Below are 300 nucleotides of genomic sequence, written 5' to 3'. Positions count from 1 at the left end.
CTGACGCAGCGTACCGTTCTGAACAAGAACAGTCGCAACGGGGCCGCGGCCCACGTCAAGCTGCGCTTCGATCACGGCACCGACCGCGGCGCGGTTCGGGTTCGCTTTCAGTTCCAGCAGTTCTGCTTGCAGCGCGATGGCTTCCAGCAGTTCGTCCAGACCCTGGCCCGTGGTTGCCGATACTTCGACGTCCTGTGTTTCACCGGACATCTTTTCAACGATGACCTCGTGCTGCAGCAGGTCCGTACGGACTTTGTCAGGGTTGGCTTCGTATTTGTCGATCTTGTTGATCGCCACGAT

Annotated in this window: 1 pseudogene; it reads right to left on the bottom strand. The window is 59.0% G+C overall.

Annotated features, from left to right (window positions below):
- Positions 1-300: pseudogene (locus tag B4F27_RS06470) on the bottom strand (translation initiation factor IF-2); the annotation flags it as partial.

The organism is Sulfitobacter sp. UBA1132, assembly GCF_002311545.1.
Lineage (GTDB): Bacteria > Pseudomonadota > Alphaproteobacteria > Rhodobacterales > Rhodobacteraceae > Sulfitobacter > Sulfitobacter pontiacus.
The sequence above is the reverse complement of the archived record's forward strand: the minus strand, read 5'-3'. Positions and strand labels throughout refer to the sequence as shown.